This window comes from Methanospirillum hungatei JF-1 (assembly GCF_000013445.1).
Taxonomy (GTDB): domain Archaea; phylum Halobacteriota; class Methanomicrobia; order Methanomicrobiales; family Methanospirillaceae; genus Methanospirillum; species Methanospirillum hungatei.
This window is the reverse complement of the sequence record NC_007796.1, coordinates 99,793-124,310: the sequence shown is the minus strand read 5'-3', so window position 1 is coordinate 124,310 and position 24,518 is coordinate 99,793. Positions and strand designations below refer to the sequence as shown.

27 protein-coding genes are annotated in these 24,518 nt (G+C 48.6%); 7 read left to right on the top strand and 20 right to left on the bottom strand.

Annotated elements, in window-relative coordinates:
• Window position 1: 1 nt before the first annotated feature.
• The 6 genes from flaJ to MHUN_RS00535 form a co-directional block, all read right to left on the bottom strand.
• Entirely contained in the window at window positions 2-1,606 is a 1,605-nt protein-coding gene (gene flaJ / locus MHUN_RS00560) for an archaellar assembly protein FlaJ (protein WP_011447179.1), read from the bottom strand.
• A 3-nt stretch (window positions 1,607-1,609) separates the two neighbouring features.
• The gene (locus MHUN_RS00555) at window positions 1,610-3,472 is read right to left on the bottom strand and encodes a type II/IV secretion system ATPase subunit (protein ID WP_011447178.1); all 1,863 of its coding nucleotides are present in this window, start codon (window positions 3,470-3,472) and stop codon (window positions 1,610-1,612) included.
• Window positions 3,473-3,474: 2 nt separating this feature from the next.
• Window positions 3,475-4,245 (bottom strand): ATPase domain-containing protein, encoded by a 771-nt coding sequence (locus tag MHUN_RS00550; protein WP_011447177.1) that lies wholly within the window; start codon window positions 4,243-4,245, stop codon window positions 3,475-3,477.
• Between the two features lie 96 nt (window positions 4,246-4,341).
• Window positions 4,342-4,824, bottom strand: coding sequence for a hypothetical protein (locus tag MHUN_RS00545; protein WP_011447176.1), 483 nt, complete (start codon window positions 4,822-4,824; stop codon window positions 4,342-4,344).
• A 7-nt stretch (window positions 4,825-4,831) separates the two neighbouring features.
• Complete coding sequence (locus MHUN_RS16970; RefSeq protein WP_011447175.1) at window positions 4,832-5,314, bottom strand: hypothetical protein; 483 nt, start codon at window positions 5,312-5,314, stop codon at window positions 4,832-4,834.
• An 8-nt stretch (window positions 5,315-5,322) separates the two neighbouring features.
• Window positions 5,323-6,216 carry a hypothetical protein gene (locus tag MHUN_RS00535; protein ID WP_011447174.1) on the bottom strand — a complete coding sequence of 298 codons (894 nt, stop codon included), beginning with the start codon at window positions 6,214-6,216 and terminating at the stop codon, window positions 5,323-5,325.
• Between the two features lie 279 nt (window positions 6,217-6,495).
• Between MHUN_RS00535 and MHUN_RS00530 the strand changes: the two genes are divergently transcribed.
• A complete protein-coding gene (locus MHUN_RS00530) occupies window positions 6,496-7,227 on the top strand; it encodes a tetratricopeptide repeat protein (protein ID WP_011447173.1) in 732 nt (243 codons plus the stop codon).
• Between the two features lies 1 nt (window position 7,228).
• Here the strand turns inward: MHUN_RS00530 and MHUN_RS00525 are convergent, their stop codons facing one another.
• The 14 genes from MHUN_RS00525 to MHUN_RS00460 all read right to left on the bottom strand — a co-directional run bounded on the left by MHUN_RS00525 (window position 7,229) and on the right by MHUN_RS00460 (window position 18,274).
• On the bottom strand, window positions 7,229-7,963 hold the full coding sequence (locus tag MHUN_RS00525; RefSeq protein WP_011447172.1) for a heparan-alpha-glucosaminide N-acetyltransferase: 735 nt from the start codon (window positions 7,961-7,963) through the stop codon (window positions 7,229-7,231).
• Between the two features lie 6 nt (window positions 7,964-7,969).
• Window positions 7,970-8,959 (bottom strand): hypothetical protein, encoded by a 990-nt coding sequence (locus MHUN_RS00520; RefSeq protein WP_011447171.1) that lies wholly within the window; start codon window positions 8,957-8,959, stop codon window positions 7,970-7,972.
• Window positions 8,960-9,826, bottom strand: coding sequence for a succinate--CoA ligase subunit alpha (gene sucD, locus MHUN_RS00515; RefSeq protein WP_011447170.1), 867 nt, complete (start codon window positions 9,824-9,826; stop codon window positions 8,960-8,962). It abuts the gene before it with no gap.
• Complete coding sequence (locus MHUN_RS00510) at window positions 9,823-10,902, bottom strand: succinate--CoA ligase subunit beta (RefSeq protein ID WP_011447169.1); 1,080 nt, start codon at window positions 10,900-10,902, stop codon at window positions 9,823-9,825. The genes sucD and MHUN_RS00510 overlap by 4 nt, the downstream gene beginning before the upstream one ends.
• The gene (locus MHUN_RS00505) at window positions 10,899-11,438 is read right to left on the bottom strand and encodes a 2-oxoacid:acceptor oxidoreductase family protein (protein ID WP_011447168.1); all 540 of its coding nucleotides are present in this window, start codon (window positions 11,436-11,438) and stop codon (window positions 10,899-10,901) included. Before MHUN_RS00505 ends, MHUN_RS00510 begins: the two co-directional genes overlap by 4 nt.
• Entirely contained in the window at window positions 11,428-12,219 is a 792-nt protein-coding gene (locus MHUN_RS00500; protein WP_011447167.1) for a thiamine pyrophosphate-dependent enzyme, read from the bottom strand. The genes MHUN_RS00505 and MHUN_RS00500 overlap by 11 nt, the downstream gene beginning before the upstream one ends.
• Complete coding sequence (locus MHUN_RS00495) at window positions 12,216-13,310, bottom strand: 2-oxoacid:acceptor oxidoreductase subunit alpha (RefSeq protein WP_011447166.1); 1,095 nt, start codon at window positions 13,308-13,310, stop codon at window positions 12,216-12,218. The genes MHUN_RS00500 and MHUN_RS00495 overlap by 4 nt, the downstream gene beginning before the upstream one ends.
• Before the next feature lie 13 nt (window positions 13,311-13,323).
• Window positions 13,324-13,596 (bottom strand): 4Fe-4S dicluster domain-containing protein, encoded by a 273-nt coding sequence (locus MHUN_RS00490; RefSeq protein ID WP_011447165.1) that lies wholly within the window; start codon window positions 13,594-13,596, stop codon window positions 13,324-13,326.
• Window positions 13,593-14,150, bottom strand: a complete 558-nt coding sequence (locus MHUN_RS00485; protein ID WP_011447164.1) for a FumA C-terminus/TtdB family hydratase beta subunit — start codon at window positions 14,148-14,150, stop codon at window positions 13,593-13,595. The genes MHUN_RS00490 and MHUN_RS00485 overlap by 4 nt, the downstream gene beginning before the upstream one ends.
• Window positions 14,147-14,983 (bottom strand): fumarate hydratase, encoded by an 837-nt coding sequence (locus MHUN_RS00480; RefSeq protein ID WP_011447163.1) that lies wholly within the window; start codon window positions 14,981-14,983, stop codon window positions 14,147-14,149. The genes MHUN_RS00485 and MHUN_RS00480 overlap by 4 nt, the downstream gene beginning before the upstream one ends.
• A 69-nt stretch (window positions 14,984-15,052) precedes the next feature.
• Window positions 15,053-15,565 (bottom strand): 50S ribosomal protein L16, encoded by a 513-nt coding sequence (locus MHUN_RS00475; RefSeq protein WP_011447162.1) that lies wholly within the window; start codon window positions 15,563-15,565, stop codon window positions 15,053-15,055.
• Window positions 15,566-15,595: 30 nt separating this feature from the next.
• Window positions 15,596-16,387 carry an ABC transporter ATP-binding protein gene (locus tag MHUN_RS00470; protein ID WP_011447161.1) on the bottom strand — a complete coding sequence of 264 codons (792 nt, stop codon included), beginning with the start codon at window positions 16,385-16,387 and terminating at the stop codon, window positions 15,596-15,598.
• Window position 16,388: 1 nt separating this feature from the next.
• On the bottom strand, window positions 16,389-17,174 hold the full coding sequence (locus tag MHUN_RS00465; RefSeq protein ID WP_011447160.1) for an ABC transporter permease: 786 nt from the start codon (window positions 17,172-17,174) through the stop codon (window positions 16,389-16,391).
• A gap of 89 nt (window positions 17,175-17,263) precedes the next feature.
• Window positions 17,264-18,274 (bottom strand): ABC transporter substrate-binding protein, encoded by a 1,011-nt coding sequence (locus tag MHUN_RS00460; RefSeq protein ID WP_048067167.1) that lies wholly within the window; start codon window positions 18,272-18,274, stop codon window positions 17,264-17,266.
• Window positions 18,275-18,482: 208 nt separating this feature from the next.
• Here MHUN_RS00460 and argH point away from each other — a divergent pair, with 208 nt between their 5' ends.
• The 6 genes from argH to MHUN_RS00430 all read left to right on the top strand — a co-directional run bounded on the left by argH (window position 18,483) and on the right by MHUN_RS00430 (window position 24,506).
• Window positions 18,483-19,964 carry an argininosuccinate lyase gene (gene argH / locus MHUN_RS00455; RefSeq protein ID WP_011447158.1) on the top strand — a complete coding sequence of 494 codons (1,482 nt, stop codon included), beginning with the start codon at window positions 18,483-18,485 and terminating at the stop codon, window positions 19,962-19,964.
• Window positions 19,961-21,193 (top strand): Glu-tRNA(Gln) amidotransferase subunit GatD, encoded by a 1,233-nt coding sequence (gatD, locus tag MHUN_RS00450; protein WP_011447157.1) that lies wholly within the window; start codon window positions 19,961-19,963, stop codon window positions 21,191-21,193. Before argH ends, gatD begins: the two co-directional genes overlap by 4 nt.
• On the top strand, window positions 21,190-23,034 hold the full coding sequence (gatE, locus tag MHUN_RS00445) for a Glu-tRNA(Gln) amidotransferase subunit GatE (RefSeq protein ID WP_011447156.1): 1,845 nt from the start codon (window positions 21,190-21,192) through the stop codon (window positions 23,032-23,034). Before gatD ends, gatE begins: the two co-directional genes overlap by 4 nt.
• A 73-nt stretch (window positions 23,035-23,107) precedes the next feature.
• Window positions 23,108-23,446, top strand: a complete 339-nt coding sequence (locus MHUN_RS00440) for a DUF5350 domain-containing protein (protein ID WP_011447155.1) — start codon at window positions 23,108-23,110, stop codon at window positions 23,444-23,446.
• Between the two features lie 189 nt (window positions 23,447-23,635).
• Complete coding sequence (locus tag MHUN_RS00435; RefSeq protein ID WP_011447154.1) at window positions 23,636-23,992, top strand: hypothetical protein; 357 nt, start codon at window positions 23,636-23,638, stop codon at window positions 23,990-23,992.
• Window positions 23,979-24,506, top strand: coding sequence for a nitroreductase family protein (locus MHUN_RS00430; RefSeq protein WP_011447153.1), 528 nt, complete (start codon window positions 23,979-23,981; stop codon window positions 24,504-24,506). The genes MHUN_RS00435 and MHUN_RS00430 overlap by 14 nt, the downstream gene beginning before the upstream one ends.
• Window positions 24,507-24,518: the final 12 nt, after the last annotated feature.

Genomic DNA, 24,518 nt, shown 5'->3' with positions numbered 1-24,518 from the left:
CTTATACACCTTCAAAGACGGGAATCATAAAGAATATTCCGGTTATGATTGGAGCCACTATGTAAAGAAGCCCGGATACAGAACAGATAAGACTTGAATAAAAATATACTAATGCATTATCCCCGCCCGAAACAATCTTCCCGGCCACCACATTCGAGATCGTGAGCATGGTAATGATGATGATGACATAAAAACCGATAGCATCCTTATCAAAATTGGAAAAGACAAACATACTTCCACCCATTGCTCCGGCAATTGATGCACCCTGCCCGGATGTTAATGCCGCACCTGCTTCCCCAAGCGATGCCATTTTTTCGGATATTGCATCAGCCATTACAACCAGAATATGATACAGAAACAGGAAAATGGCAACCATCATGGCATGCATTGGAACAAGAAGAGTCATAAAACCCATGGAAATAGTATGCCGGTGATCCCGCAGCAGAACCTGATCAAGCATGGATGAACTGACGATCTGACCAACCGTGTCAGCCTTACCACCAAGCTTGAGCGCATCCCGGTAAATATTCAGATACTTGTATATCAGATAGCTCCCGCCATCGTTGATAAATCGCTGCCAGGTCCGGTCCTCATCCAGTCCCAGGTTTAATTTTGAAAAGACAGAATTGATCAGGGGCTCGAGATAAGGAAGTGATTTTTTATCAATATCCTGAATAGCCGGGGCAATAGTGGTCCCTTTTCCTCCCTGTACCGCGCCTACACCTTTGATAAACGTAGGGAACTCCGAGTCACGAAGCGTGATATTCCCGTCATCGATGAACGCAATCACCCCAAGAGGAAAGAGCAGCATCCCGATAAGCATCAGGACAAGACCGAAATTCATACCCAGGAGCAGAAGCAGAATGACGATGATACAGAGGATGGGAACCACCTTCTTTTCCATCCGGTGAATCATGTTTTGTTCCGGCGATCCCTGCAAGAGTCGGTGTGTCTTAGGATCGGCCGGAACCGCTTTATACATGGTTACAATGCCCAATATGGAAATTCCACCGATGAGGACATAAGAGGTCATCAAGGTGCCCTGGATATTATCAGGTGCGTAAATGGCAATGGAGACCATGATGATAATCCCGACAAGGGCACCTGAGAAGAGCATCGAAATATATGCATCACCCCATTTTTTGAGCATCTCAATGCCCTGTTCATAACTCGATTTGTAGATATTTCTGATAGTTTCAAGTTCACGTTTCAGATAATCGCTGTCAGGAACACCTGACTCAATTGCATTTGCATACCGGTTCACCATGGAGAAGAGCATCTCATTCTCTATCTTCTTCGCGACATTGGAGAGCGCTTCAACATAACTGTACCCCCATCGTTTCACCAGGAGATCAGCGCGGCGGATATATTTTGTAGAGACATATTCAGATCGTGCTCCGGTATATGCAAAAATTTCAGGACGTGACGCATCGGCACTGATGATCGCTGCCATGTACGTCAGCATGAACAGAAGATCTGAACCCATGTACTTGTCTTCTATGAAAAATTTGTAGAGTTTTGCATAAATCGTCGCATACAAATCCTCAAAGGGTAATTTTCCCTGGTTGGACGCACGCAGTTTATCTAAAAAACCCTCAAATGCCATGGATCAGATATCGATATTGAGAAGTCCCTGTTTTTTCAATTTTGTTATCATCAGAAAGAGTTCGATAAAGTCAGTATATCCTGCTTTATGAAGCCGTTCCAGGATCTTAGCACGTTTTTCTACTTCCATGTACATTTGCGCCTTTTTATGCTCAGGAATACCAAGCATGGTTGCGATCTTGTTTTCCAGAAGATAGCTTGAACCTTTACCGGTAAATTCGTGCGTATCAGTGACCGGGTCCCAGGTAAAGACCTCAACAAAGGAGAAACCTCCACTTTGTGCATCATATCCGACCAGTTCAGAAACATTCAGCTGACGTCTGACCATCGCTCCATCAGGCCGCCGGACTGCACTTTGAATGACCACCAGGTTGAGGTTATCAATGAAGGTCTTGGGGATAAGAATGGGGTCACCGGTAAGACGCTGAATCAGTTTCTCCACCGTTGCTGCGTGGAATGTACTCATCACCGGGTGGCCGGTCTGCATGGCACCGAATGCGACTGCTCCTTCCACTCCACGGATCTCTCCGACCATGATCATGTTTGGACGCTGACGAAGTGCAGCACGAAGGAGATCGAACATGGTAACATCTGAACCTTCACCTTCACCTTTTCCTTTTCCTTTGGATACTTCACGGGTCCAGTTTTTATGAGGGATGATAAGTTCCGGAGTGTCCTCGATACTGACGATCTTTGACTCAGGGGAGATGAAGGTTGTAAGAGCATTCATTGAGGTTGTCTTGCCGGATGCCGTCTCGCCGGACATGAAAAGGGACATTCCGTTCTCAATGCAGATCCAGAGATATGCCGCAAGTGCATAACTACAGGTTCCAAATTCGACCAGCTTGGTGATGGAGATGACATCATCCATCGCTTTACGAATGGTAAAGTTACTCCCCTGCCGGCTGATCTCCGTTGAATAGACGATATTGATACGTGATCCGTCCGGAAGGGTCGCATCAACGATTGGATTCCGGTACGTAATCGGGCGACGCGATTTTTCTGCAAGCTTAATACAGAAATCATCAAGTGCAGCCTCCTGATCAAAACCGACGACAGATTTGAGCCCTTTGAAGATCTTGTGTTCGATAAATATGGGGCCAAGCCCGTCACAGGTGATATCCTCAATAAAATTATCCGAGATAAACGGATACAGAAGTCCGACATCGATTTTGTCACGGATCATCTGGTACTCAATCGCTTCAAACTCCTGGGGACTCACTATGATACGCCCGTCAGAGAGATGGGGCACATCTGCAAAAAGCCGCTCGGCACCCGGTTCTTCTTTGGCGGTCAGATCAGTGGTAAGGAATGATTTTAACTTGTCTCCAAATCCTTTCGGCCCTTCAATCTTCAGCAGGCTGGGATCAATTGCTTCTCCTGCTTTCTTGATATACATGACCTGTCTGAGCAGGCGTTTTAATACCGCTGTCCGCTCTTCCGGAGTAACCGGGTCTTCTTCCAGGGCATCAAGCAGGTCTACCAGCCGGTACTCGATTGCCGGAAGCAACCGGCCGATATTATGCATGAACGATGGTTCGATGGGGATGTAAAAGTTCCTGACATCATTCGGATCAAAGAAGATATGAATGAAAATTGGAGGTTTTGCAGGATAAATGAGATTCGGATCCTTAATCCCTTTCAAATCACGTTTCAGCTCAGAAAAGAATAACGGGATTCCGAATTCATCTACCGGGAAGATATGGAGGTATTCAAGAAGGTGGGGATAGTTCCGGGCATACTCTTTGGCATTTGCGGGCAGCATCCGGTACAGGGCGCAGGACTCAGGGTTTAGTATACACTCTTCAGTATCATGACTCTCAGCCTCCTGAAAAGGTATTTTCCCCTGAATCTGCAGCCGGGACATATTCAGACTTTTGCAACTGATACCGGAATAATCTTCATCCCATATCCGGGATGGACTTCAAAGCTGACAAGGTTACCAGTAGTCTTCCTGGCACCTCTGACCTTCACCACTTCAAGAACCATAACGTACTTATCACCCATGAGTTTTCTCATGAGGAGAAGATGAGCATCACAGATTGATCTGACACGGGTCAGGACTTCATCAGTGAATGCATAACTGTGCATGGTGATAAGAATTGTTTTTCCCTGGTCACAGATGTTTTTTGCCTGGGTCAGAAACGTCAGTACCGCTTCATTCGTTGTATACTCAGTAAATATAGTAAGTGAATCAATGATTGCCACATCGGTATTACTGAACTTGACATGGGTGATGATTCGTTCAAGGATATCGTTCATGGCATCCGGAGTCCATTTGAACTCTACCAGATGGCAGTGAAAGAGGCGGATATATCCCCACGCAAAGAAGTCAGAGATATCAAGGGACATCGATTCCATCTGGGTCAGAAAACTCTTTGTGGTAAGTTCTGTCGAGAAGAGATCGACGCGGAGGTTATTGTGCATACTTCCCCAGATAAACTGCTGGGTAAGGACTGATTTGCCGGTATCGTTCTCTCCTTCGATCAGGGTAAGGGACCCGAGAGGGAGACCATCGGCGATTTTTTTGTCGATTTCAGCGTTTCCAGTCGTGAGGATTTTTCGTTCCTCTTTCCCGAGGAGATCTGCTATGTCTCCCCGGGCTTCATCCATGCCTCCGGTAAGATCTAATTCTGCCATATGTTGACTGCCCCTTATGTATAATTCTTCTATTTGCTAATAGGTGTTCTCTTAATTTTAATTTGATAATCTAGTTATAGGTTAATTTTAGAGAAATCAGATAATAATATTAGTTGATGAGCTAACACCATTGGAGGTGACAAATTTTACCCATGCAGGTGTAATCGCAGGATCATTAGTCAAATTAATATTAATATTGATGATTTCACTTGGATCCCACATGTTTTTATTTACCACATCATTCTCAATTGAATATGAAAATCTATCAGAGCCCGACCCTTTTACATATTTTCCTAAAAAAGATGACCCATCATAAATAAATAAATCCATTTTTTGAATATCAGTTCCACTAAATACAGTATTTCCGATATTTTTTACATCAATTATTAGCCAATTCGAACCTGAATAATTACCCATAATCTGAATATTACTCTGTAAAATTTGCTCCTTTGCCGCAGTTACATCAATTTGAGCCAATGTTGTCGTTTCTGCCACCATGAGAATCCCTGATGCTATGACATATCCAGCAATAATTATTAATAAAAGACTTACGGCTCCAGCAATAAGTGACGATGCCATATAATAATTAACTTCTCGTAAATGTCGTGGTTCTTCGAATACTATTTGGCAACGCAAAGGAGAAAGAAAAATCAATCCCCGATGCAGGGCTAATCCCCAATATTGAAATTTCTAATGTTTCTCCGATCTCCCAATATTCTCCAATGGATGTCCCACTATCAATAAAGGAATTCCCATCAGTACCAGATCCATAACCATATCTTTTATAATTAGATGAAGACAACCCTAAAAATACATCTGCATTTCGGACATCATAGACGGAAATCCGATTATTTCCAACATTTTTCATCCAAACTTGAACTGCAGAAGCATTCGCATAAGTATTCACTATCCGAAAATCCGTTTTAAGTTTCTGCTCAGCCGACGACGAAACGGTCCCGAAGGTATCACCAGCCGAAAAAATAGCTGGAAGGATTGCGGTAATAAGGACTGCGGCCCCAAGGACCGCCCCTATTATCATAATTGACGATGAGATAGCTTCGCTTGCCATATCGGCAGTTACTCACGAGAGGGTATATACTCAAACTCTGAGTCATCCTCTATCAGGTTTGTCTCCTCAATCCGGCCTGATGGCATTGCCATCTTTCTCTTCTCAATCAGGACATCAAGCATGTCACGGTCAAGACCCGGATCATCAGGTTGCAATATCCGGTTGAGTTCATAGAGTGCCAGAACAAATTCATCTGCCTTCATCTCATGGACTTCCCCGATGGACGGTGCCATAAGGCGGGCAATATCTTTCACCTGTTTACAATGCTCTTCAGAGATATGACCCATCTCCTTGTACGATTCAAGCATAAGGTCAACCCGGTCATGCCCGTATCGTTTCACATTATTGGTCGTCCATTCAAACAGGCTGTATACTTTCTGTATCTTCACCTTCTCACGTGGCTTTTTCTGTTTTACAGGTTCTGCAGGCGGTACAGGTTGGGCAAACAATTGGTTCCTGAGCGCTTCAAGCATCCCTTTCTCCGCTGCAAGAGAAGACAAGGCTGATGAGACGCTGCCCGCTCCCCCACCAAGACCTGCAGTCATTCCCATATCCGGTTGTCCGACCGGTTCAATCGCTTCTGGTTCTTCTGACACTGACATCGTCCCCCCTTCCTCTGAAAAACCCCCACCTGATGGTTCCTCATCATAATCATCGATATAACCCTCCATGGGAGTGGGAGCTGTGGTATGCTGGCCCACAAACTCCACCGGGTTTCCCTTTAACGCCTGAACAAGCGGATTCTCCGCATCATTCATACGTTCCCGTATATCGATGAGCAGGCGTTTTATCGAGGTCTTCAGCAGCTCAACCTCATCCCTGAGCTTAAGCAGTTGAATCTCCGGATCTTCGGCAGATGCCGAAGAAATGATGCTGTCGACCTGCGCCTGGTTGACTGGCATAATGATGTAATGATTGCAACCAGAAGTATAAATACATTTTTTGAACTTTTAGATTGAGATTTTTTTCTAGAAAGGAGACCACTAATTGCCTGAATTTCTTCATGAAAAGAATAGAGGACTGAAAAAATACGGGGATAAAATTCGGTACGATCTCCCTCATCTCACACATAGGTTCTGCATCCGTCGAATAGGAAGAGGAGTTAATTTTTTCAGATAGCAAAAAGGGCATGTACGGCATAGCCACAAACATTATTTCATTCTATTCCAACCGTGTACTGAATGAACAGATTAGTTCCTCTCATCACTTTTTTTATAATTCTCATCCTTGTCCCCACAACTTTTGCAGAAACGGATGAAATGACAGCAGATGAGCATTATCTTATGGGAAATGCATTGTCCTCCTTTGGCCAGTATGAAAATGCCACAAATGAATACCGGCTCGCTCTGAAGATGCGTCCGGGGTTTTCCGATGCACTCAATAACCTGGGGATCGTCCTGAACAGGCAGGGAAAATATGAAGAGGCCCTCGAAGTTGCAGATGAAGCAGTCAGAGTTACTCCACAGGATGCTGATGCATGGTATAACCGGGGGGTCACGCTTGGGAAACTAGCACGGTATGAAGAGGAGGTAGACTCATACCGGCAGGCATTGAGTATTCGTCCGAATTATTCCAGTGCATGGGAAAATATGGGAGCCTCATACTTTGACCAGGGGAAATTCGAGGAGGCTATTGCAGCATACCTCAATGCAACAACCTATGATCAGAATAATGCCGTCGGATGGTATTACATCGGGACGATATATGAAAAGATCGGACAGAATACACAGGCCATTGATGCATTTGAAAAAGCGATCAGCATTGATCCAAACCTCACCGTTGTGCAGTCCCGTCTGGAGACGGTGAAGAAAAACATCACTTCATCGATTGGGGATCATGAGAAAGAATCGGATAATACTACTGAAAATACCTCTTCAGAACTTTTTTCCGGCCTTTTGAATATTCTGAAATAATTCATCCGATACTTATTTTTGCAACACTAATAATCAGCAGGAACAGAACCGGCTGATGAATAAGATATATCAGAAGGGAGTGCCTTCCCAGATGAGCCAGAGAGAGTACGAAACTGCCGGGGGCGCCAAGATCACATCGTGGATTGCCATATGGAAAGAGGAACCGGCCGGCAGATAATCCAATAAGAAATACTGATAGCCACGGTATGAGTGGTGCATAATCTACCGAATAAAAATCATCCGGGCAGATACCAGACCATGCAAGCCATAAGGGCCCGGAAGGGAGGAGGTTTGTGTATGCGATCAGGATGAGAGCGGCTGCAAGGATTAGCCCGGTATAATTTAACCGGTAGAGGAGCGGGGTCAGAATAAGTGCTGTACCGATGAGGTGCAGGATTCCAAATACCACATAACCCTCGCCATCCATCACCCACCAGGTGACGATGGTAATACCCATGCCAATCAGGAGAAGTTCGCCCCCCCGTTTGAAAAACGTAGAGAACTGATTCATCATCCCCGGAGTTTTTTCAGCTTTCAGGTGTGCCGAAATTCCTGCAATACCAATAAACGAGATCGTGGTCAGCATCCCGAAGATACGAAGGAGACCTGAAAAGGGATCAGGCCCGGGCAATCCAAGAAATGCAAGATCTACAAAAAAATGGAACCAGATCATCATGAGGACGGCAATACCACGACAGGCATCCAGCTGCGGATATCTGCCATGGTATGATCCCATGAAGGATCAGACCTGAGTCTTTCCACAAACCGGACAAAACTTTGCCAAAGCAGGAAACCGTGAACCACAGTGTATACAGTACCTGGCTTTCCCACTGCTTCCGCTAACAGGAGTTGTGTCCCTTCTTTTAAACCGGAGCGGGCTGATATTGGGTTTTTCTAATGAAATTTGTATTGATTCCGTGTCAGGTGCCGGAACTGATATACGTTGTTTCCCATTTTTTGGAATGGGCATGGTTTTTTGTGGAATGGACTCCGGAGCCTTATCAACAACCGGAGCTTTCGGTGCTGGTGAAATGACCGCTGGCACTTCAGGGGAGATTTCCACAGGCGCCGGGGGAGAAACGGGTTCCTGTTGATAGTGGATGATGGGTGTTGGTGCAGGTTCCAGTTGTACCGGTGCAGGAATCTGCTCCTGAATCTCCTCAGTTTTTGGTACAGGAGAGACTGCTTCTGCATCAATTATCGGAGAGGGCACTGGAGCGGGTGCAGGAACCGGTAGAGGCCCTGCAGTACCGGGCGGGGAGAGAGAGACCGGTGTTGGTTCTGGTGTCGGTTCTGGAGCAACCAGGAGCTCAGGTTCCTGATTAAGTTCCGGTTCAGGGGGATATCCATTAATGGCAGCAAACCATTCACGGCATTCGGTCTCTGGTTCAGCAATAAGTCCGGTAAACACCAGTTTCATCAGACGGGTCTGACCTCCGACCTCCATTGATACCGCCAGGGATGGCCGGTTCTTCTCATCCCGCTCCATCGCAGCACCCTGAATCATGGAGACAGGTATCTCCTTTGCAATGGTTCCTGCACTCTGCTGGGCACTTTCAATCAGAACAAGTCGGTCACTGGTCAGAATAGCAAGGAAATTGTAATTCTTGATCCTGATGCCATCACAATACCGGACCATGCTCTCTCCGATCTCAAGAATGCGGAACGGATTAAATTTCCCGCCCCCTGCCTCTTCTCCATCACCGCGGCGGAGGTTTTCAATGATGGACATTCAGATTGCCCCCCGAATCATTGCGGGAATTTCTGACAGCCGATCTGCAACCGGGACACCGAGATCCCGAAGTCGTGCAATCTTGGCATTTGCATCACCCTCACCTCCGGTGACTATAGCTCCGGCATGACCCATTCTCTTCTCAGCCGGGGCCGTTGTTCCCGCAATAAAAGCAACAACAGGTAGTTCTGCAGACCGTGCACCTTCCTCCTCAAGGTTACCACCAAGTTCCCCAAGGATGACGACCGCTTTTGTCAGCGGATCTTCTGCAAACCTTTCAAGAACATCAGCGAAGGTCTGTCCGATGATGGGATCCCCACCAATGCCGATGATCGAACTCTGACCGATACCTGCTCTGGTCAGCTCATGAACCACCTCATATGTCAGGGTCCCGCTCCGTGAGATAACGCCGACCGGACCCCTGGTTGCCAGATGAGCAGGCATGATACCCATGCTGATCTCGCCAGGGGAGAAGAGACCTGGACAGTTCGGACCGATGACCGTACAATCCCTCATTTGCGCATAGGTGACCGCATGCATCACATCATGAACCGGAATATGCTCGGTGATGGTTACCACAAGATCCAGCCCGGCATCCGCCGCCTCCATGATCGAATCCCCTGCAGCAGAACCGGGAACAAATAATACCGCGGCGGTTGCATTCTGTGCCTCGGCTGCTTCGAGGATGGAGTTGTATACCGGTACCCCATGCACTTCCTGCCCGCCTTTTCCCGGAGTAACCCCTGCAACCACACCTCTTCCGCCAATTGAACGGGCGTACTGGTTCATCCGGTCAATATGAAACGAGCCCTGGTTCCCGGTGGCACCGCAGACGATAACGCCGGTTTTTTTATCTGCATAGATCATGATGCTGCCTCCACCGCGGCAGTCACCGCTTCTTCCATCGTGTCAAGCATCAGATATCCTTTTGATGAGAGGAGGGCTTTTCCTTCCGCCTCATTTGTCCCCGCCAGCCTGACAATGATCTGCTGACTGACACCTGCCTCAATAATACCTGCTGCCACTTCATCACACCGGGTAATCCCACCAAGTAGGTTTACAATAATGACTGTCACATCCGGCATGGACCCAAGCAGACGGACGGCATGCGCAACTCTGACCCGGTCTGCTCCTCCACCAACATCCAGGAAGTTCGCAGGTCTGCCACCCATCCGGTTGATGAGATCCACGGTTGCCATGGTAAGCCCGGCCCCGTTGCCGATAACACCGATATTGCCATTCAGTTCCACGAACGAGAATCCATGAGCAGCAGCCTTACGTTCACGTTCCGAGAGATCCCGGTTCTCCTGAATGCCATGACGGGCCAGGGCATTATCGTCAAGAATCAGCTTTGCATCTGCGGCAAACAGACCATCAGGAGTCATGACCAACGGATTGATCTCTGCAAGCAATGCGTCCTGTGACATAAAAACAGTATATAATTTCTGAATAATGGCTCCAATCTCCTTTGGGGCACCATTCAGAAGGTATCGGAGGGTGTATCCGGGAACTTTGGAGAGGAGGGGATATACGGTTGCTTTTCGTATTGCGGCAGGATTTTTTTGTGCAACTTCTTCAATATCCACTCCCCCCTCGGTTGTGAAGAGAATGACAGGCGCTTTTTGAGAGCGATCGATGGTGATCGAGAGATAATACTCATGTTGGATCTGAAGTTTCTCTTCGATGAGGATCTCTTCAACAGGGAGGCCTTTTATGGTGGTTTGAAAGAGTTTTTCAGTCGTATCCCTGATACCTGCATGATCTGCCATGAGAATGCCGCCGGCCTTGCCCCGTCCCGCTACTTCCACTTGTGCCTTGATCGCTGCCTCTTTAATATCCGGACTAACCAGATAATCCGAACCCTTCTTTACTAATACACCACGGGGAATTGGTATGCCTGCTTTTTGCAGGATATCCTTTGCTTCATATTCCTTTAGTTTCATGATGATCCACCCTCGATGCCCAACTCCTGTCCACGTCTCATCGCCTTCAGATTCAGATCCTCTGTCCCTTTCGGAACGCTGTCAAGGATGGCCTTCTCAAGAGCAGGACCGGAAACAACCGTCGTAGCGGTGGTTAATGCACCAAGCATGATAATATTTGCAACAATCTCCCGGCCAAGGTCTTTCTTTGCAGACAGGGTAGCAGGTATACCAACCCATGTGCATGAAGGCCGGTCATGCACCAGATCTGAATCCAGAAGCATGACTGCATCAGCACGGGGGTTTTTTCCATATTTTTCAAATCCCTGCTGGCTCATGATAACATAAGTATCCGGATCCCTGACCTTTGGGAAGAGAATCGGTTCATCATCGATGATCACCGCACTCATCGATGCTCCTCCCCGGGCCTCAGGCCCGTATACCTGGGTCTGGACCGCATATTTCTGATCATAGAGAGCAGCAGCCCGTCCAAGAATGACAGCCGAAAGGATGATGCCTTGTCCTCCAAACCCGGAGAACCGGATTTCATGCCTCATCTGGCACCCCCATTACCGGCCTTTGTCTTCTCACAAACTCCCCAACCAGGAATGAATCAGCGGGAAGTTCAGCTCCAGGTGCGGCGGTTCTCTCCCATTTCTCTTTCAGGACTGCATGTGACTTCAGGTATGTCATGTAATCTACAGGCTCACGATATTTATTGCGCCTCCCGTACGATGTCGGACACTGACAGCGAACTTCTATAAGAGAAAATCCCGGAGTATTTAGACCGGTAAGCACAGATTCCGTCAGTTGTTTCACGTGAAATGATGTCCACCGTGCGACATAATTAGCACCAGCCGCAATGGCGAGTTCTGCGAGATCAAACGGAGCTTCATCTGCACCATACGGAGTTGTGGTAGAGGTCTTTCCGATGGGTGTTGTAGGACTTCCCTGTCCTCCAGTCATTCCATAGATATGATTATTCATACAGACAACGGTGATATCGATATTTCTCCGGCAGGCATGAATGAAATGATTTCCCCCGATAGCTGCGAGATCTCCATCCCCGGTAAATACCACCACATGCAGGGAGGGATTTGCCATCTTCACACCGGTCGCAAATGCTATTGCACGGCCATGAGTGGTATGCAGTGAATCGGTCAGGATATACCCCGGAGCACGGGAAGAACACCCGATTCCTGATACAAATATTGTCTTTTTCTGATCCCATCCGGTTCTTTCAACGGCTTCGAGGACACAGTTCATGATGGTTCCATTTCCACACCCGGCACAGTAGATATGGGGGAGACGATCCTCTCTGAACCAGTCATCTCTCATAAAAGACCACCTGCAACCCTCACTGCTTCAACCAGTTCTTCAGGAGTATGGAGATCTCCTCCGATTTTGCTGACCGGGATGACCGGAACGCTGACATGACGTTCTATCTCTCTTGCCATCATGCCAAGGTTCATTTCAGGAACGATAAAGGCCTTTACCTTCGGAAACCGGCTGAGAAGATCCTCTGGAAACGGCCATACTATACGAAGCTGCAGATAACCGGTATCAGGAATCCTGAAACGCTCAACTACTTCCCTGACGGTTCTGACCGGTGCCCCATAGCAGACAAAAACATACTCTGCTTCCTCATTCACGATTGCATAATCTGCAATGTCATGTCGTGCATCTTCAATCTTTGAGATAAGTCTCCTGACCAGGGATTCGTGTCGTGCAGGGTTTGTAGTATCCGGATAGCCACGTTCATCATGAGTCAGACCAGTAACCGGGATGTGCCGTCCGGTTCCAAAGGCGGCAAATCCAGGAACCCCGTCCGGACCGGGAGCAAAGGGAAGAGCACCTTCTGCAAGGGTTTTTGGCCGCACAATCTCCACACTGTCAGGTATCTCGATCTTCTCACGCATATGTCCGATAACCTCGTCAGCCATGAGGAAAACAGGAGTCCTGAAACGGTCAGCCAGATTGAAAGCTTTTGCGGTCAGGTCAAAGCATTCCTGAACACTTGACGGAGCAAGGGCGATAATACTGTAGTCTCCGTGAGATCCGAACTTCACCTGCATCATGTCACCCTGTGCTGCCATAGTAGGCTGTCCGGTTGAGGGACCCCCACGCTGAATATTCACAATGACACAGGGAGTCTCGGTCATAACTGCATACCCGATATTCTCCATCATCAGGGAAAAGCCGGGCCCGGATGTTGCGGTCATGGATCTGGCACCGGTCCAGGCTGCCCCGATAATAGCAGCCATAGAGGCTATCTCATCCTCCATCTGGATAAAACACGCCCCTTTGATCTTTGGCATACGGGCGGCCATATGTTCAGCCACTTCAGTTGAGGGAGTAATCGGATACCCTCCAAAGAAGGTACATCCTGCTGCAAGCGCCCCTTCTGCACTTGCAATATTTCCCTGCATAAAAGCAATCCGGCTAATACTCAATCACCACTTTCATTGGTTCAAAGGGCTTTTCAGGCACCCACCGGATTGCCTGATCCGGACAGATTAATGCACACACACCGCATAACCGTCGTCCGTACAATCCCTGGAGCCGGCAGTTCGGGCAGCGTTCCGGCTGATCGAGGTCAGGAACATAAATCCCCCTGCGGTTTGGACGACTCCCCGGCCTGTAAATTTTATACGGGCAGACCATGGTACACAGGTTGCAGCCTTTGCACCGGGATTCGTCAATCTCAAGTTTCATATTCTGGTCGTACTGGTTGGATACATAGCCTGAAATACTTCATGTGCATGATCTTCGATCACGGCAAAGAGATCTCCGCCATGTGCATCCATCGCAACGGTAAGCGGGAGCTTGTCAAGTTCAATTACCCAGACCGCTTCTGCCATTCCAAGTTCAGGGAAATGAACACCGGTGCATTTCATCCGGGCTGCGGCAAGATTTGCACACCCTCCGGTAAAGGCAAAATATACTGCCCTGCCTCTCAGGAGCTCCCTGACCTCTGCTGACATCCCCCCTTTCCCAATGATCCCTCTGATTCCGGCATCCAGCATATATCCGGTCAGGCGGTTCATCCGGGCCGAGGTCGTCGGACCTGCGACGATGATCCGGTTATCGGCAATAACCGGCCCACAGTGATAGAGCACAGCCCCTTTCGGATCAAAAGGAAATCCATCCTCCATGATCTTCAGATGGGCCTCATCCCGTGCGGTGTAGACAGTTCCTGAGAGGGTAACCATCTCTCCGGCCTTAAGCGAGAGGACCTCATCACCCAGCGGAGTCTGGAGTTGTTTCATAGGGGAACCTCCACGGTTGCCCGCCGTGCAGCCCAGCACTGGATATTGACCGCTACCGGAAGGGAAGCCGTGTGACACCCGGCAGTTTTGATTTTTACGGCAAGGCAGGTGGTGTCACCCCCAAGCCCCATCGGACCAATCCCAAGCTGATTAACCTGATCACAGATCTCCTGTTCATAGCCGGTCATCGAATCCACCGGTTCCAGCAATGCCTCTTTTGCCAGGGATGCAGCGACATCAAAGGTTCCCCCGATTCCAACACCCAGAATGACCGGGGGACAGGGCCGCCCTCCAGCTTCCAGCATGGTCTCAACAACAAATTTTGGAATATTTCCCTTATCTGACGGGTTCATCATCCTGATTCTGGATACATTCTCAGATCCTGCACCTTTGGGGAGGGCGGTGATGGTAAACCGGTCACCGTGTTTCACATGGACAGGGGGCATGGAAAGACCGGTATTTGTTTTGGTATTTTCACGGCTCACGGGGTCAACAAGATTTGGACGAAGCGGAATGTGCTGTGTGGCGTTTTGAATTCCGGTCAGGACTGCCTGTTCCATTTCAGGGGTCCATGTCATGCCATAAGGAACGGTGATATACATTACCGGAATGCCGGTATCCTGACAAAGTGGTGCAAAACGTTCTTCTGCAAGACAGATATTTTCAAGAATATTCTGAAGTTCCTGCTTCGCGACAACAACAGACTCCACCTTCAGGGCCTCTGTCAATCTGGCCTTCACATCATCTGGAAGATATATTTCTGCATTACGGACTGCTTTCTCTGTAGCATCAGAGATCCGTTTCAGAAGATCAGGATAACCGGATTCAGACATACCTGATATATCTGTCTGAAAGGAGGTATAGAAATGATCCAATAAAATAAAAAAAGATTTCAGGAAAAATTATGATTCCTGTTTCATCTCAATAACGAGATGGGTGGGGGAAGGAAGCTTATGACCACCGTGACGGAGGGCATCCTTGATCTTTTCAACACTTGCAGGATTTGAAAAGACCGTAAAGATCTTCTGATTCTGCTGGCAACGGGCCGCAGTTCCGACTGCCTTCCCAAATGCAAGGCGCATACCCTGTGACACACGGTCAGCACCTGCTCCGGTTGCCTGCTTGTTCTCACGCAGGACATGATGTGGATAGGTCCGCAGTTTGAGGTGGTAGTTCATACGCCCCAGTTCCTTGTTCAACTTCCTGTTAATGCTCATACGGGCTGCTTCAAGAGCGGAGTGCCGGATCTGGCAGCTCTCATCCACAACCAGGGAAACTTCCATTGGAAATTCGCTTGTCAGGTTCCCCATATCAAAGTGAACGACTTTAACACCTGGGATACCTCCCATATATTCCTTGCGAGTATAGGCCTTCTTCGCAAGGTTTCTGTACATGCTGTTTGGTTTTCTGACCATGAACCCGAACTCCTGTATTGATATGTGCTTTTATAAATTGCCGGATTTACACTTAATCCTTTCTTCCTCTCGTTCCTCTTCATCGATCATCTCGAGAAGACAACGCCTGAGATCGATAAACTCCTTGTTTGTCCTGTCACGTGGCCGTGATATCGGTATATTGATAATCTCTCTGATAACACCAGGCCGTGGAGAGAGAACCACCACACGGTCAGAGAGGAACACGGCCTCATCACAACTATGTGTAACAAATAAAATAGTCTTCTTTTTTGTCTCCCAGATATCCAGCAGTTCACACTGCATATGATTCCTGGTTTGGGCATCAAGAGCGCCGAATGGTTCATCCATGAGCAGAAGATCTGGATCTGTGGCAAGTGCCCGGGCTATTGCAACCCGTTGTCTCATTCCACCGGACAACTCATACGGAAAACTTTGTTCAAACTGAGAGAGGCCGACGAGTGAGATGTATTTTCGTGCAATCTCTTGCCGTTCCTCTTTTGGAATCCCTCTCATCTGAAGTCCGAAGGCAACATTGGAGAGAACACTTCGCCAGGGAAACAGGGAGTACTCCTGAAACACCATCCCGACTTTCTGACCCGGTCCGGTGATGAGTGATCCATCAACCCGGACTTCTCCGGAACTGGCCTTATCAAGACCGGCGATAATCCGGAGCAGCGTGGTCTTCCCACACCCTGAGGGACCGACAAATGAGACAAATTCATCATCGGCGATGGAGAGATTAATATCTGAAAGGGCAACAACCCGATCCCCATCCTCCTTGATAAATTCCCGACTGATATGAGATATTTCCACTCTGCCCATATCAGTTCACCTCTCCCTGGCGCCATTTGAGCAGAGTCCGGTTCATCCCATATCTGAAGATGTAATCAATAAGAAGTCCGATAAAACCCAGAATCAGCATATAGACCATGACCTTGTCCATCTGATGCAGATTATAGTACCACCAGATCTTCTGGCCCAGACCAAACCTGGATACCCCAAACATCTCCGCCGCCACAAGGCACATCCACGCAACCCCGCTTGCTACCCGGAAACCGGCCGCAAGATGAGGCAACGCTGCGGGAATGGCGATAAAACGGATAAGAGCGGCATTACTCGTACATCCAAGCATCTTCCCGGCTTCGACAAAAATCCGTGGGATATTGCGAAATCCCTCGTATGTGTTAATGAGAACCGGAAAGACGGCTCCGATGAAGATAACAAAACCTGCTGCAAGGTCGGTAAGCCCAAACCAGACGATGGCAAAAGGAATCCACGCAAGGGGAGGGATAGGGCGGATGATCTCAATGATGGGATCAAGCAGCCGGTTGACGACCGGGTACCATCCGATGAGGATGCCGGCAGGGACGCCGACAAGGAGAGAGAATCCAAGTCCGATAAAGAAATGGATCATACTCACGGCAAAGTCCATAGGTAATGTTCCGACAAAGAGAAGTTCATAAAAGGCGATGATAACATCGGTAAAGGATGGCAGAATAAAGTGATTTCTCACAATCTCATCTGCAAGCACCTGCCAGAATATCAGGAGTGCTGATATTGAGAGAATTGTGTAGCCGGGGGATCGTGATCCCGGTAGAATTCCTGTCATTGCTTAATTCTCACTATGGTGCCAGCATGCTGACACGTTGCTCCAGTAGTAATGGTCTTTGAGAAAAGGAAAAAGTATGGGGTGAAGCGTTACTGCTTATCCCAGAAGCTGGTATCAATCAGATCATCAGCGTTCAGCGGAGTCTTAATGTACCCAAGTGCAGCCTGATCCTGTGCATAACTGGTCACAGACTCGACGATGATATGTGGATCAGATACCCACTCGCCATCCCACTCATTTAGCGATTTCATAATCACTGAGGTGTTCATGGCCGTCATCTCTTCCATATATCCAGAGGCTTCTTCCCAGTTCTGCTTGTTATATTCAGTTGCCTGCTGATGAATCCTCAGAACCTCGGCGACGATCTCCGGATGTTCTTTGATCATCTTTCCGCTTGCAACAAGAACACAACAGACATGGTTTGGTGACATCTCACCTGAATGAATGATGATCTTTCCTGCTCCGGCCTCCTCAATGGTTGTCGGGGAAGGTGCCGGTAGGAATACCGCGTCAACTTTTCCTGCCATGATTGCTGTCGTTGCATCTCCCGGTCCCATGGCTACAATCTTGACGTCCTTCTCCGGGTCAAGTCCCTGCTCTTTCAGCCAGGTCCGCAGAATGGTGTCCTGAATGGTCCCAGCCGGGAAGGTTGCAATAGTCAGTCCCTTCAGGTCTACAGGGCTGGTATAATTCAGACCAGTCTTCAGGACGACTGATGAACCCTGGGTCTGGGCCGCAGCGATGATCTTACCATCAAGGCCGGTTGCAGCAGCAGTGACAAAGGGAGCAGCACCAACATATGCAAAGTCAAGGTCACCAGCAAGCATGGCCTGCATTTCAGGAGCACCAGTCGGGAAACTATATGCTTTGACCTCTTTTATGCCAAGAGGGGCAAGAGTCTCATTGTACATACCCTTGCTGTATGCGGTCATAAATGCCATCTGATGGGTACTTGGCTGGTATCCGATATTCAGAACAGTCTTTTCACCTGCTGCACTTTGCTGTGATGCAGGGGCTGTCTCCTGGGTTCCGGTACATCCACATAAGAGTACCAGACCGGTAATGAGGAAGAGAGAAGCTATAAGCCAAACATTCTTCATGATAATCTCACCTGTCTTATGTACTAGTCGGTTCAGGTTCATAAACTATCCTTTTTTATTCGATTAAATGATTATTGAGCCCATTTTATTCCTTGTTTTTGCCCTCATTGTATTATTCATAACGGTGAGATCCGGGGATTGTCAATAACTCCACCACCTGATACATCGGTGGACATTAATGATCCTCCCGTGAAAGATATACGGGATTATGACCAGAGATGTCGTCAGAAAGGCACGGCTCTCCGGGGAGAGGACAGAAGATATTGAATCACTCCTCTCCTCGATGGAGGCGGACAGAAATATCGCTTCTTCAGATGTTCTGGTCGATATGGCACATCTGGTAATGCTGACCAGACAGCAGATCGTACATGAGGACCATGCAAAGACCCTGATGAAGGAACTTTTATGCATGTATGAATCCGGTGTGCCCGCAGAGGCGTTTGATCCCTCGTATGAAGATATCCATGCGGGGATTGAAACCATCCTCACCAGAAAGACCGGGGGTGATGTGGGGGGACGGCTCCATATCGGCCGGTCACGAAATGACGAAGTGGCAACCTGCCTTCGGATTAGAACGCGGGATATCATCCTTGACCAGCTTGAAGCGCTGACACGGCTCCGGTCAGTGCTGCTCTCTGTTGCAGCGGACCATATTACTACGGTCATGCCAGGATTTACGCATCTGCAACATGCCCAGCCGGTTACGCTGGCCCACCATCTGCTTGCCTATGAACAGATGTTCTCCCGGGATTTTGACCGGTTGTTTGATGCCTTGCGCCGGGTGAACTGTTCCCCGCTCGGATCTGCAGCCCTTGCATCAACCGGATATCCGCTTGACCGACCCTTTACGGCAGACCTGCTTGGGTTTGACAGGATTCTGGTAAATTCAATGGATGCCGTTGCATCACGTGACTTTGCAGAGGAGACCCTGGCATGTGACACCATGCTTCTGACAAATATATCCCGGTTCTGTGAGGAACTCATCATCTGGAGCTCAGCATTTGTTCAGTTTGTGAACCTTGATGACCGGTACTGTTCAACCAGCTCAATAATGCCACAAAAGAAAAACCCTGACGTAGCAGAGATACTCCGGTCCAGGACAGGAACTATTCTGGGATCATTTGTATCAGCGATAACGATTGTCAAGGGACTGCCGATGGCATATAACCGGGACCTGCAGGATCTGAACCCTCACCTCTGGCGCGGGATAACCGGAGTCAGGCGGGATATCGATCTTCTTGCAGGCATGGTAGAATCTGCGACATTCAATCGGGAGCGGATGGCAGAAGAAGCAGGAAGAGGGGGGACGACAACAACTGAACTTGCCGACACGCTGGTCAGGGAATTTAATATTCCATTCAGAACTGCCCACCATATTGTTGGAAAGGCGGTGAAGGATGGATCGCTTGATCTTGTCACGCTTGACCGTGGAGCAGAGGAGTTCTATGGAAAAACCCTCTCTTCCCTTGGAGTCACACAAAAGAACATAGACTCAGCCCTGTCAGTCAGTACATCCCTCTCAGTCAGGAAACTGCCTGGCGGACCTGCCCCTGATGCGGTGCTGGATGCCCTGGCTGAACGTCGGAAAGAACTTGAAAAAGATATCGAACTGATTTGCGATAAAAAGACGCAGATATCAGCATCATTACATGAACTTCTCACACAGGCACGGAGAATTGCACAATTATGAGTACTACATTTGAAACCGGAGATCTTGTCAGATGTACCTTGCAGGGATGTTCCTGTGAAGGGACATATATTACAACACGGGACGGGATGGCAACCGTCAAACTCACATCAGGATATAATATCGGTGTTCCGGAAGAAAGTCTTACGAAAACCGGCAGCTCTGAAATGGCAGAGCCTCAGGAGGTTGAGATTATCCAGGATACAACACTTCCAAAGGTCTCAATCGTCTCTACCGGTGGAACGATAGCAAGTAAGATAGATTACCGGACGGGAGCTGTTACCAGTCAGTTCCGGGCAACAGACATCCTGAACGCTATCCCGGGCCTTGCATCTCTTGCCCAGTTCAGTGCAGTCCAGCTCTGCAATATCCTCTCGGAAAATATGACTCCTGCTATCTGGCAGCAGCTTGCCCGTGCAATATATGATGAAATCAGATCAGGTGCTCAGGGTATTCTGGTAACTCACGGGACCGATACCATGGCATACAGTGCCGCTGCCATGAGTTTTATGATAAAAACCCCGGTCCCGGTTGTCTTTGTCGGCTCCCAGCGATCGGCGGACCGTCCCAGCAGTGATAATGTCATGAATGGTATGTGCGCCGTAAAAACTGCCCTGTCAGACCTGGGAGAAGTAGTGGTGGTGATGCATGGAACAACCAGTGACGATGTCTGCGCCATCCACCGGGGAACACGGGTCAGAAAGATGCATACTTCAAGGCGGGATGCATTTCAGACCATTGGCGATGGCGTAATCGGTTCTGTCACCTATCCGTCACTCGATGTGTCACTCGCTTCCCATGCGGTGAAGAGAGGGAACGGTGAGCCTGAACTGAAAGACCATCTGGAAGAAAAATGTGCCATAATCTGGTATTATCCAGGGATGGATCCTGCTCTTCTTTCAGCATGGAGCGGATACAAGGGAATTGTACTTGCGGGGACCGGACTTGGACATTGCGGGACAGATATGATTGCACGAATAAGGGAGATGTCAGCAGCAGGAACGCTCTTTGTTATGACATCCCAGTGTCTGCACGGGCGGATCTGTGACCGGGTGTATGATACCGGTCGGGACCTTCTCGGAGCCGGAGTCATCGAGGGGGAAGATATGCTTCCTGAAGTCGCCCTGGTCAAACTCATGTGGGTGCTTGGAAACAGCAGCAGTCTCTCCGAGGCACGGTTGATGATGACGCAGAATCTGGCCGGTGAGATAACCCGGAGGTCATCAGTATGACTATAGACTATCAGAAACTCGGGTTGATTGCCGGGATTGAAATTCACCAGCAGCTGAACACGAAAGAGAAACTCTTCTGCAGGTGTCCAACGACGATCCGTGAGGCTGAAGAGTCAAAGGGGGAATTTTTCAGGTACCTCCGTGCAACAAAGAGCGAGATGGGCGAACTTGACCGGGCTGCTGAAGAAGAGATGATGCAGGTCAGACAGTTCAGGTACCTGACCTATGATACAACCTGTCTTGTTGAGAATGATGAAGAGCCGCCGGCACCGCTCAATGAAGAGGCACTTGACATCGTTCTCACGATTGCAAAAGTCTGCAGGATGACGCCGGTCCCTGAGATCCACACCATGCGAAAACTGGTTATTGATGGATCGAACACGAGCGGTTTTCAGCGGACTGCTCTGGTTGCGATGAATGGCACTTTACCAGGCGGTGCAGGGATTGAGACCGTCTGTCTTGAGGAAGAGGCGGCGCAGAGGATCGAAGATACCATCTTCTCACTTGATCGTCTGGGCATACCCCTGATTGAGATCACAACCAGTCCCTGCATGCATACGCCAGAAGCTGTCCAGGAGACGGCTGCACAGATCGGTATGATCCTCCGTTCAACCGGAAAGGTAAAACGCGGTCTTGGGACCATCAGACAAGACATTAATATCTCCATTCGTGAAGGTGCCAGGGTTGAGATCAAAGGAGTGCAGGAACTTGATCTTATCGCTGAAGTCGTCAGGAGAGAAGTATGCAGGCAGGTTTCACTCCTTGAGATCAGAGAAGAACTTAAAAAACGAGGAGCATCTGTAGAGAAGACCCTGGTTGATGTAACATCGCTCTTTACCGACAGTAAGAGCAGAGTTCTGAAATCAGCACCGAAAATTCTTGCCATCCGTCTGAATAAGTTTGCAGGACTTGTGGGCCGGGAAATCCAGCCTGGCCGGCGTCTTGGAAGTGAGATGTCTGATTACGCAAAGAAATGCGGAGTTGGAGGGCTCTTCCATACTGATGAACTGCCCGCATACGGTGTTACCGAAGATGAAGTAACAAATCTCAAGAAGGCTCTTGATGCAACACCAGATGACTGTGTTATCATTGTGGCAGACAAACCACAGCGGTGTCAGTGTGCCATGCAGCAGATCATCAGAAGAGCAGAGATGGCTTTTGAAGGGGTGCCAAAAGAGACCAGGAAGATGCTGGAAGGCGGCTCGACTGCATATATGAGACCATTACCAGGTGCTGCCCGTATGTATCCGGAGACCGATGTATTTCAGGTACGGGTCACTCCTGAACGGTTTGCCTCCCTTGAGATTCCTGAAATGATAGATGATACCATCGCACGATACATGCAGGAGTTCGGCCTTGCACGGGAAGTTGCGAGGCAGATGGCATACTCGGAGCGGAGAAGTGCATTTGAAGAGGCAATACATTCAGGAATCAAACCCGCCCTTGCTGAACGGGCATTTAACTCAACACTCCGGGAACTGAGCAGGGAGGGTGCACAGGTTCACCGTATCAAGGATGAGGACATCTTACAGGTCCTTATTCTCATAAACTCTGGAGAGGTTGCCAAAGAGGCATTGTCACCCATCCTGACCGCCCTGGCAGAGGGGAAGACGCCGGCAGAGGCATGTGAACGAGCCGCGCCAAAGGTCTCAGAAGAAGAACTTACAAAAATTATAAACCGGATTGTAGCAGAGCGTGCTGATTTTATCAAAGAGCGCGGGAATGCTGCAACCGGTCCGGTAATGGGCGTTGTGATGAAAGAAGTGCGAGGATCAGTTGACGGGAAGATCGTGAACCAGATTCTCCGCGAGGCTATCTCTCAGGTACTGAAAAATGCCTGAATGATGGACCGATATTAGACAATCTTTAATTGATGATAACGGGCAATAGTACAGGCATTCGCGAGGTGCAATTATGGGCAAGACAGGAACCACGGAATGGATGCAGATAAAGGGAAGCAAAGGTCAGATACGCCTTGTTCCAAAGAAGGAAGGAGAAACGAAAAAGCCAGGGCCAAACCAGCGGTTTAAGGCACAGACCACCATTAAGAGAATGGAACGGGCTGCAGGCCGTGGTGGAAGAGGTCGTGGTGGAGAGATGCGTGGCGGAAGCAGAGGAGGAGCTGGTGTTCGGGGCGGACGCGTTGGCAAAGGAGGAGCCGGACAGACTCAGGCACTCCGCACCATGGCAGCCCGAAGAAGAATGGGACGCCCGAAAGTATCCATGCTTGGCCAGAAACAGCGCTCGAAATAATCAAATAGCCTTTCACTCTTTTTTCGGCCATGAAACATCCAACGATGGATATGCTCAGCATGTCGTCCTGGATGTCATGGGTTTTCGTTGAATTGAAATTCTCCACATCAGTGTGAAAAATGGATATCAAAAAGTGATCTCTTCTCACCATATGAACATTACTTATAATGCGTACGGTCAGTACGTACTATGGACAAGAAGGGTGCTGTTTCCGCGTATCAGTATGGTGAGCGGGCAAAATCAGAATTAATTATAGCATCACAACTGATTACCGTGTTATCCGGTCTGAAGGATGCAGAACGCACCGGTGGGAGAAAGATTGTTCTTCAGTGCCTTGAATCTGTACGAATTGAACTACAGTTTGCACTCAGGGCAACGAATAATTCAGAATTTCAAAAATCAATCGATAATCTGAACCATGCTATCAGTCTGGTAGAAAGCAGTGATTTTGATCAGTCGGTAAAGAGCATTGGATCTGCTATTACCCACGCCACAACGGTTGCAATGCTTGCCTGGCAGGAACTTGAAAAACATGAATTTGTCTGAACTCAACCGTTTTTTAGCTGGACGAACATCGGTCAGACAGTATCTCCCAGAACCTGTTGCCGATACCATTATCGAGGAGATCCTTCTCTCTACCCGCTCAGCTCCTTCTGCAGGAAATCTGGAGTCATGGGACGTTATTGTGGTAACGGATGAAGGAACACGGGAGCTTCTGTGTGATGCAGCATTCCAACAGGAACATGTATCAGCTGCTCCGGTTATCTTTGTAGTCTGTGCCAACTATGTCAGATCCATGTCCAGGTACAGTGAGCGGGGCATACTCTATGCGATGCAGGACGCAACAATTGCAGGAACATACCTGATGATGGCAATTCATGCATCCGGGCTTGGTTCCTGCTGGACCGGAGCATTCGATGATGAGATGGTTCGTGAGATACTGGACATCCCCGGACATATAAGGCCGGTCACACTTCTCACTGCCGGATATACCCGTGAAATAGTGCCATCCCCTCCCCGTATGGAAACCGGTGAACATGTTCATTACGGATACTGGTAACCCCCTAGAAAA

Coding starts and splice junctions, on each gene's coding strand:
- MHUN_RS00500 (WP_011447167.1), bottom strand. CDS start 12,219: ATGAGAGATGACTGGTTCAGAGAGGATCGTCTCCCCCATATCTACTGT.
- MHUN_RS00505 (WP_011447168.1), bottom strand. CDS start 11,438: ATGAGGCATGAAATCCGGTTCTCCGGGTTTGGAGGACAAGGCATCATC.
- MHUN_RS00485 (WP_011447164.1), bottom strand. CDS start 14,150: ATGAAACAACTCCAGACTCCGCTGGGTGATGAGGTCCTCTCGCTTAAG.
- flaJ (WP_011447179.1), bottom strand. CDS start 1,606: ATGGCATTTGAGGGTTTTTTAGATAAACTGCGTGCGTCCAACCAGGGA.
- MHUN_RS00525 (WP_011447172.1), bottom strand. CDS start 7,963: ATGGGATCATACCATGGCAGATATCCGCAGCTGGATGCCTGTCGTGGT.
- MHUN_RS00470 (WP_011447161.1), bottom strand. CDS start 16,387: ATGGGCAGAGTGGAAATATCTCATATCAGTCGGGAATTTATCAAGGAG.
- MHUN_RS00460 (WP_048067167.1), bottom strand. CDS start 18,274: ATGAAGAATGTTTGGCTTATAGCTTCTCTCTTCCTCATTACCGGTCTG.
- MHUN_RS00490 (WP_011447165.1), bottom strand. CDS start 13,596: ATGAAACTTGAGATTGACGAATCCCGGTGCAAAGGCTGCAACCTGTGT.
- MHUN_RS00520 (WP_011447171.1), bottom strand. CDS start 8,959: ATGTCCATCATTGAAAACCTCCGCCGCGGTGATGGAGAAGAGGCAGGG.
- MHUN_RS00535 (WP_011447174.1), bottom strand. CDS start 6,216: ATGCCAGTCAACCAGGCGCAGGTCGACAGCATCATTTCTTCGGCATCT.
- MHUN_RS00440 (WP_011447155.1), top strand. CDS start 23,108: ATGGGCAAGACAGGAACCACGGAATGGATGCAGATAAAGGGAAGCAAA.
- MHUN_RS00475 (WP_011447162.1), bottom strand. CDS start 15,565: ATGGTCAGAAAACCAAACAGCATGTACAGAAACCTTGCGAAGAAGGCC.
- MHUN_RS00480 (WP_011447163.1), bottom strand. CDS start 14,983: ATGTCTGAATCCGGTTATCCTGATCTTCTGAAACGGATCTCTGATGCT.
- MHUN_RS16970 (WP_011447175.1), bottom strand. CDS start 5,314: ATGGCAAGCGAAGCTATCTCATCGTCAATTATGATAATAGGGGCGGTC.
- MHUN_RS00545 (WP_011447176.1), bottom strand. CDS start 4,824: ATGGCATCGTCACTTATTGCTGGAGCCGTAAGTCTTTTATTAATAATT.
- gatD (WP_011447157.1), top strand. CDS start 19,961: ATGAGTACTACATTTGAAACCGGAGATCTTGTCAGATGTACCTTGCAG.
- MHUN_RS00495 (WP_011447166.1), bottom strand. CDS start 13,310: ATGCAGGGAAATATTGCAAGTGCAGAAGGGGCGCTTGCAGCAGGATGT.
- MHUN_RS00430 (WP_011447153.1), top strand. CDS start 23,979: ATGAATTTGTCTGAACTCAACCGTTTTTTAGCTGGACGAACATCGGTC.
- gatE (WP_011447156.1), top strand. CDS start 21,190: ATGACTATAGACTATCAGAAACTCGGGTTGATTGCCGGGATTGAAATT.
- MHUN_RS00510 (WP_011447169.1), bottom strand. CDS start 10,902: ATGAAACTAAAGGAATATGAAGCAAAGGATATCCTGCAAAAAGCAGGC.
- MHUN_RS00435 (WP_011447154.1), top strand. CDS start 23,636: ATGGACAAGAAGGGTGCTGTTTCCGCGTATCAGTATGGTGAGCGGGCA.
- MHUN_RS00530 (WP_011447173.1), top strand. CDS start 6,496: ATGAACAGATTAGTTCCTCTCATCACTTTTTTTATAATTCTCATCCTT.
- argH (WP_011447158.1), top strand. CDS start 18,483: ATGACCAGAGATGTCGTCAGAAAGGCACGGCTCTCCGGGGAGAGGACA.
- MHUN_RS00550 (WP_011447177.1), bottom strand. CDS start 4,245: ATGGCAGAATTAGATCTTACCGGAGGCATGGATGAAGCCCGGGGAGAC.
- MHUN_RS00465 (WP_011447160.1), bottom strand. CDS start 17,174: ATGACAGGAATTCTACCGGGATCACGATCCCCCGGCTACACAATTCTC.
- sucD (WP_011447170.1), bottom strand. CDS start 9,826: ATGATCTATGCAGATAAAAAAACCGGCGTTATCGTCTGCGGTGCCACC.
- MHUN_RS00555 (WP_011447178.1), bottom strand. CDS start 3,472: ATGTCCCGGCTGCAGATTCAGGGGAAAATACCTTTTCAGGAGGCTGAG.